The sequence below is a fragment of the Gloeomargarita sp. genome, from assembly GCF_053491055.1.
On sequence record NZ_JBRCEP010000063.1, the window covers coordinates 1 to 6,870 of the forward strand.

The 6,870-nt window shown below is 53.4% G+C and carries 6 protein-coding genes; 3 read left to right on the plus strand and 3 right to left on the minus strand.

Annotation, left to right across the window (positions count from 1 at the left end; genetic code table 11):
* The first annotated feature begins 101 nt into the window (after positions 1-101).
* From ACWISF_RS06855 to ACWISF_RS06865, 3 genes are all read left to right on the plus strand, one after another.
* On the plus strand, positions 102-677 hold the full coding sequence (locus tag ACWISF_RS06855; protein ID WP_448380841.1) for a Tll0287-like domain-containing protein: 576 nt from the start codon (positions 102-104) through the stop codon (positions 675-677).
* 156 nt (positions 678-833) lie between these two features.
* Positions 834-1,379, plus strand: a complete 546-nt coding sequence (locus ACWISF_RS06860; protein WP_448380842.1) for a DUF3122 domain-containing protein — start codon at positions 834-836, stop codon at positions 1,377-1,379.
* Between the two features lie 98 nt (positions 1,380-1,477).
* On the plus strand, positions 1,478-1,936 hold the full coding sequence (locus tag ACWISF_RS06865; protein ID WP_448380843.1) for a phosphate-starvation-inducible PsiE family protein: 459 nt from the start codon (positions 1,478-1,480) through the stop codon (positions 1,934-1,936).
* Here ACWISF_RS06865 and clpB read toward each other — a convergent pair.
* The 3 genes from clpB to ACWISF_RS06880 form a co-directional block, all read right to left on the minus strand.
* On the minus strand, positions 1,913-4,534 hold the full coding sequence (gene clpB, locus ACWISF_RS06870; RefSeq protein ID WP_448380844.1) for an ATP-dependent chaperone ClpB: 2,622 nt from the start codon (positions 4,532-4,534) through the stop codon (positions 1,913-1,915). The two genes, ACWISF_RS06865 and clpB, sit on opposite strands and share 24 nt — an antisense overlap.
* Before the next feature lie 84 nt (positions 4,535-4,618).
* Positions 4,619-5,542 (minus strand): AEC family transporter, encoded by a 924-nt coding sequence (locus tag ACWISF_RS06875; protein WP_448380845.1) that lies wholly within the window; start codon positions 5,540-5,542, stop codon positions 4,619-4,621.
* A 43-nt stretch (positions 5,543-5,585) separates the two neighbouring features.
* On the minus strand, positions 5,586-6,590 hold the full coding sequence (locus ACWISF_RS06880) for a hypothetical protein (protein WP_448380846.1): 1,005 nt from the start codon (positions 6,588-6,590) through the stop codon (positions 5,586-5,588).
* Positions 6,591-6,870 lie beyond the last annotated feature (280 nt).

A 6,870-nucleotide genomic window follows, 5' to 3' on the forward strand; every position in this document is an offset into this window, starting at 1 on the left:
GGCAATAGCCGCATTTATTTCCTCTCCGACCCTCACTATTTCACCCTGTGCGCCCAAGCCTTGATCACGTTATCCAACACCCATCAGGAGGTAGTTTCCTCATGCGACGAATAGGGATTTTACTGGTTTTTATAGCGTTGCTTTTCGGTTGGTCGCTCCCGGTTTGGGCTAGCATTGACCCCCAGCAATTGGGCGAGGCGGTCACCGAAATTGAATTATTAGACCAAATGCGTGCGGGTTTAGCCAGTAGTTTAACCGGCACAACAACGGAGCCAACGCTGGATACCTTTAAGACGGTCTGTGCGCCGGTGGGCAAACAAGCCCAAAAAATTGCCCAGGACCACGGTTGGCAGGTGCGGCAAGTGGCGTTGAAGTACCGCAATCCTCAGCATAAACCCCAGGATTTAACTGAAGAAAAAGCCCTGGCGGAGTTAATCGAACATCCCGATCTCCAAGCCTTTTGGCAAGTGGATGCCCGGGGGGTGAATTACTTTCGACGGATCAATGTGGAAGCCAGTTGTCTCGCCTGTCATGGGGCAAAAGCAACCATACCCGCTTTTGTGAAAAACAAATATCCCACGGATTTAGCCTACGATTTCCAAGTTGGCGATTTACGGGGAATGTATCATGTGCTGATTCCCAACCCACCGGAACCACCAACCGCATCAGCCCCCTAAAAGTTCAACAATATTTGATTTGATAACTATAGCAATCCTACTTGATTAGTGAACAGAGATTTCCCAGAACCAAGGACGGGAGCGGTGCCCCTGCGACCCCTATTCTATTCTCACTTAGGATTGTTATATCATGTCAATATTCAGCGAGGGAAATGGATGGCAAAAATTGGCTGGCTGGGGGGGGTTACGGGTAGCCATTTGTGGTGGCAAAAAATGGTTTTGGTGGGGTTAAGTGGTCTATGGTTTTGGTTAGCCATGTCCGCCCCAAGTCATGCCCTCATCCGCACCATTCCTGAAACGCCCAACCAACTGGTCATCCAAGCCCGTCACCAACTCCCCGATGAAGAACGTTTGACCTGGCAGGTGATTTTGTTTGCCCGCCCCCATCAGTTGCAACTGCGCTTGGTGGGTTTTCCTGAACGCTATCATTTTCGCCACCCGCAACCTTTGGTACTCACCACCCCAGATGGGCAAACGTGGCTGGCGGCCGATGATTTTCCGAAAGCGGCTACGGTTGCCAATGTGGGTCAATTTGACCTACTGCCCCTAGCGGATGAATTACTGCCAGCGCGATTCCCCCCGAAACAGCCCTTGCGGGTCACCCTGCCTTTGGTGGAAGGGGAACGTCACCTCACCATCCCCACGGCGGTACTTCTGGAATGGCAGGAGGTTATCCGGCAGGGGAAAAAACTGGGGGTATAGTTCTGGAAAACAGGTAATGATCCGGGGTTTGCCGCTGCCGCAATACCCGCTCCTTTGCTCCCTGACCTGGTATGATTATTGAGGGTGAGGGGGGGGATATGAAACGGTTATGGCGGTGGTTGGTTTACTATTGGCAGGATGAACCTTTTTTGGACATTGTCGGGGGGGTTGAATCGCTCATTGCCCGTTTGCTTTCTCTGGGAATGATCCTGGTGATTTCAGTGGCAACCGGTGACCTCATTCGGTTACTCATTAGCGATTTAAGTTCGGAGCCAAGAGGTTTCTTTAGTCAGAATTTATTTGTGATTTTTGGGGCATTTTTGAATATTTTAATTGCTTTGGAAATCTTGGAAAACATCACCGCCTATTTACGCAAGCACGTGTTTCAAGTGGAGTTGGTTATTGTCACCTCCCTGATTGCCGTCGCCCGCAAGATTATTATTTTGGATTTGGAAAAAACATCAGGGCTGAGCTTGATTGGGTTGGCGTTGGCTGTTATTGCGCTGGCGGTGAGCTATTGGCTGATTCGCCGCTCAAGCCCCCACCGCGAGCGATAAATGGGGTTCCCACACGGGCGATAAACACAGTTTGCCACCCTGCACATCCACCACAATGTGCATCCCGCTGGGTTGATTCTGACTGAGGATAAGGTCGGCCAAGGGATTTTCCAACTCCCGTTGCATGGCACGCCGCAGTGGACGAGCGCCATAGGCCGGGTCATAGCCCACGTCAACTAAATACTCTTGAGCCGCTACGGTCACGTCCAACGTCACATTTTGTTCGGCCAGGAGTTGTTGGAGTTGGGTGATTTGTAAATTCACAATCTGCCGGAGTTGTTCCCGGTTTAGGCAGTGAAATAGGATGATTTCATCAATGCGGTTGAGAAATTCTGGGCGAAATTGGCTGGCCAGCAATTGGCGAATTTTGGGTTCCAAAAATTCCGGGGTTTCCGTGCCTTCTAGGATTAATTCACTCCCCAAATTGCTGGTCATCACAATAATAGTATTGCGGAAATCCACCACCCGTCCCTGGGAATCCGTCACCCGGCCATCATCCAAAATTTGCAAAAGCACATTGAAAATATCCGGGTGGGCTTTTTCGATTTCATCTAATAACACCACCGCATAGGGACGCCGACGGATTGCTTCGGACAATTGCCCCCCTTCCTCATAACCCACATACCCCGGCGGTGCGCCCAACAACCGGGAAATGCTCTGTTTTTCCATATATTCCGACATATCCAGACGCACCAGGGCATGTTCACTGTCAAACAGGGCTTCGGCGAGGGTGCGGGCCAGTTCCGTTTTACCCACCCCCGTTGGCCCCAAAAACAGGAAGGAACCGATGGGACGGCGCGGGGATTTTAAGCCCGCTCTGGTGCGCCGAATGGCTGCCGCTACCGCTTTTACCGCCTGGTCTTGCCCAATCACTTTCTGGTGCAAATACTGTTCTAAATGCAGGAGTTTTTGCCGCTCCGATTCCAGCAAACGCCGCACCGGAATTCCTGTCCATTTAGCGACAATTTCTGCCACGTCTGCTTCCGTAACTTGCTCCCGCAACAGGGTCGAATTGCGGGCTTGAATTGCCGCCAATGCCGCTTCTTTGTCCTCTAATTCCTGGTGCAGGGATGCCAACCGGCCAAATTTCAACTGTGCTGCCCGATTCAGGTCGTAATTCCGTTCCGCCTGTTCAATTTGCACCCGAAGTTGTTCCTCTTCCTGCTTGAGGGCTTTGATGGCTTCTAAAATTTGTTTTTCGCCCTGCCATTGCTGATTCAATTCCGCCTGTTTGGCGCTTAGGGTAGCAATTTCCTGGTCAATTTTGCGCAAGCGTTCCTGACTGATGCGATCTCGGTCTTCCAACAGGGATAACCGCTCCATTTGCAGTTGCATTAACCGGCGGTCTAGGGCTTCTAATTCTTCAGGTTTTGAGGTAATTTCCATGCGCAATTTCGCCGCCGCTTCGTCAATAAGGTCAATGGCTTTATCCGGCAAAAATCGCTCCGGCAAATAACGAATCGACAGCACGACGGCAGCGACCAAAGCGGCATCGGCAATTTTCACCCCGTGATGCGCTTCGTAGCGTTCCTTTAGCCCCCGCAAAATGGCGACTGTATCTTCTAAGCTGGGTTCTTCCACCCGAATCGGCTGGAACCGCCGCTCCAGGGCCGCATCTTTCTCAATATACTTGCGATATTCATCCAAGGTCGTCGCGCCAATACAACGCAATTCCCCCCGTGCCAGCATAGGTTTGAGCAGGTTGCTGGCATCCATCGTGCCCTGGGTGGCACCAGCCCCCACCACCGTATGCAGTTCATCCACAAAAAGAACGATTTGCCCTTCCGCCTGGGTGACTTCCCGCAACACCGCCTGCAACCGTTTTTCAAAATCCCCCCGGTAGCGCGCGCCCGCTACCAGGCTGCCCAAATCCAGAGCAATCAAGCGGCGATTTTTCAGGGATTCCGGCACATCCCCGTTGACAATCCGTTGCGCCAATCCCTCGGCAATCGCCGTTTTGCCCACCCCCGGTTCGCCGATTAACACCGGATTGTTTTTCGTGCGCCGGGACAACACCTGCACCACCCGCCGAATTTCCTCATCCCGGCCAATCACCGGGTCGAGCTTCCCCGCCCGCGCCTGCTCGGTCAAATCCCGGCCGTAGCGTTCCAGGGCCTGGTAGTGGGCTTCGGGGCTGGCATCCTGCACCCGTTGGTGACCCCGGATGGCTTTGATGGCGGTAATCAGTTGCTCGGTGGTCACCCCCAGCCCCTGGAGCAACCGGCGACCCAGGCGTTCATCCTCGCTCAACCCCAGCAGCAAATGCTCGACGGAAATCAATTCATCATTCCAGGTCAACCGGTAGGCTTCCGCCCGGTCCAACAACAGGTCCAAAAACCGCCCCAGATACAACTGCCCGCTGCCGTGACTTACCTGGGGTTGCCGCCGGGCAAAGGTATCGAGCTGGTGCGCGCATTGCGCCAGGTCACAGCCTGCCTGTGCCAACATCTTGGCGGCAAAATCGTGCTGCTCTAGCAGGGCGAGAATCAGATGCTCGACTTCGAGTTGTTGGTGCCGGTAGCGCCGGGCCACATCCTGGGATTTGACGATGGCTTCCCAGGCTTTTTCGGTAAATTTATTCGGGTCAGTCGGTTGCACGGGAACTTGCTCGAAACCTGTCCTATGTTTAGTGTACGGGTGGTTTAGCTCAATTTTAACGATTCCCAGAGCAGCGCCGGCAGGTTACCGCAGCCCCCCGCCAAACAGTACCAACCACAGGGGCAAGGTCACCAGCAACAGCCCCAACCCCAGCCCGATGGCACTCACCGTCAAAGCCGGTTCTAGGCCATAGGCCTCGGTTAACACCAGGGTTGCCAAAGCAGGGGGCATCCCGGATTGCAGCACCAGGGTCAACCGCAGCGCGTCGGCCACAGGGAACCATTGCAACACCAGCCCCACCAGCAGCGGTATCACCAGCATCTTGATCCCCAAACTCGCCCACACCGCCTGGAGTTTGCCCCACTGCCGGATTTGCCCCAGCCGCACCCCGGTCAACACCAGCGCCAGCACCACCACACCCCAGGCCAGGGTTTTTAGCGCGCTATTGAGCCAGTCCGGGCGAGCCACCGGGTAAAGCACCAGCGCCACCAGGGCTGCCCAGAGGATGGGATTGTGCACCAACGCCAGCCAGGGTCGGGCCGAGCGCTCCCCCAACCGGGCCGCCAACCACACCCCCAACCCGTAGGAACCGCTGAGGGTATTGGTCAGGTCAAACACCACCGCCCAGGCAAAATAGGTCGGCCCCAGGAGAAACAGACACACCGGATACCCCACATAGCCCGTATTACCCACCATCGCAGTCAGCAGAAAACTCCCGCGGCGCGGTGACGGCCAATGCTTGCCCCAGTTTGCCAACCAAAGTTCTCCCAGCCCCCAGGCCCCGCCAAAGGCCAGCACCGCCACCAGCCCTGCCCACCACACACTCCCGTCTAGCCGCACATTCAGGACAAACCCCAGTACACTCACCGGCATCCCCACCCAAAAGAGGAACTGCCCCACCCAGTGCAACCACTCCCGGCGCAGATAGGCACTGATGCCCCACCCCAAGCCAATGCAAATAACAAGCGTGACATACAACCGGATAACGGCAAGCAATTCTGCAGACATGGTCAGCCCCACCACCGGACGCTGTAACGGCCAGCTCCAAAACTCAACACTCCCTGGCGGGCAAAAGATAAACCACCGGCGCAGATGAATCCTGCGGGGGTTGCAAACTTTGCAATTCCTGGAAGCTCACCCCTTGGGCTTGTAAGGCTTCCACCCCTAATCCATAGCCAAGAAACCGCTGATCCGTTTCGATGAAAGATTCAATATGACCAATTGTTTCTTTCAACTTGCTAAAAACCTTGTCCCTGCCTTTGGTGGTCACGCCGAATAAATTTCTCTCAATATCGGACTGGGGTATGATGGCTGGGGGTAGCGCATCAATCCAATAACCGATATTCACGTCATAGTTGGCATCTAAATCGAGCGTCTTGCGTAACAGTTCAAAAGTCGTGTTTTCATTCATATCTTTAGCCTGATTCCGCCATTGAAAAATGCGCGTAAGGCGGGTCAAATCCACCTCTGGCGATAATTTGGGATGCAAATAGATAATCGGTTTATCCGTAAGCAGAATATCCACATACTGACGCAGGCGTTTGTGGGTTTCCTGATAGCCAAATTGGAATCGTTTTACGGCTGTCTCTAGTTCCTCCAATTCCAAATAACAGCGCGCTTCCATCAGATAGGCAAGATAAAGAGTCTGCAAGTAGGCAGCAATTGCCGCAGATTTATAGGGCATCTGTTGGTCTATCAAATCCGTGTAGATATGTTGCGCTTCCAAAAAACGATTAATGGCTGCCATCGCGCTGGCCTGCCGATTGCCCGACTGCTGCATACTAAAAGCATTCTTCGCTAAGTCAACCGCCGCTCGAAAATTGGCATAAAAACCCACATCAAGTTTGTTATCAATTTTTGTTAACTGCGCTTGTATGGATTGCAATGTTTTTTCAATATTATGATTGAGTTTATCGATCACAACGGCAAACCCAACGGCTGCCACCCCCACATAGAGTAAGCTCGCTGCGGTCGTCATTCCTAGAAATGTATTGGCTGGGGTTGTCCCGGTATCCCGCAACCACATCACCACCTGCTTGGTATCCACCTCCCGCACCACCCCACCAATCCGCTCCAAACTGCCGTTGCGCAAACCCGCCAAGATATGCACAGGCGCCTCAACCAGCAAATTCAGAGCAACCATAAATTTGGGGAAATTACTTGGGACAAGGGACAAAGATTAATTTACGATAGCTCATTGCCGCAATTCAACAGTTTCCCAAGGATGCAACCAGCCCCTGGCCCCGACGTGGTAAATTATAAAAATTAGCGAAAAATGCAGGTCAATCGCACTGCCCGCCCATGTTTGAAGCCCTTGCTGAACAGTTTGAGGCCGC

Coding starts and splice junctions, on each gene's coding strand:
- ACWISF_RS06855 (WP_448380841.1), top strand. CDS start 102: ATGCGACGAATAGGGATTTTACTGGTTTTTATAGCGTTGCTTTTCGGT.
- ACWISF_RS06865 (WP_448380843.1), top strand. CDS start 1,478: ATGAAACGGTTATGGCGGTGGTTGGTTTACTATTGGCAGGATGAACCT.
- ACWISF_RS06875 (WP_448380845.1), bottom strand. CDS start 5,542: ATGTCTGCAGAATTGCTTGCCGTTATCCGGTTGTATGTCACGCTTGTT.
- ACWISF_RS06860 (WP_448380842.1), top strand. CDS start 834: ATGGCAAAAATTGGCTGGCTGGGGGGGGTTACGGGTAGCCATTTGTGG.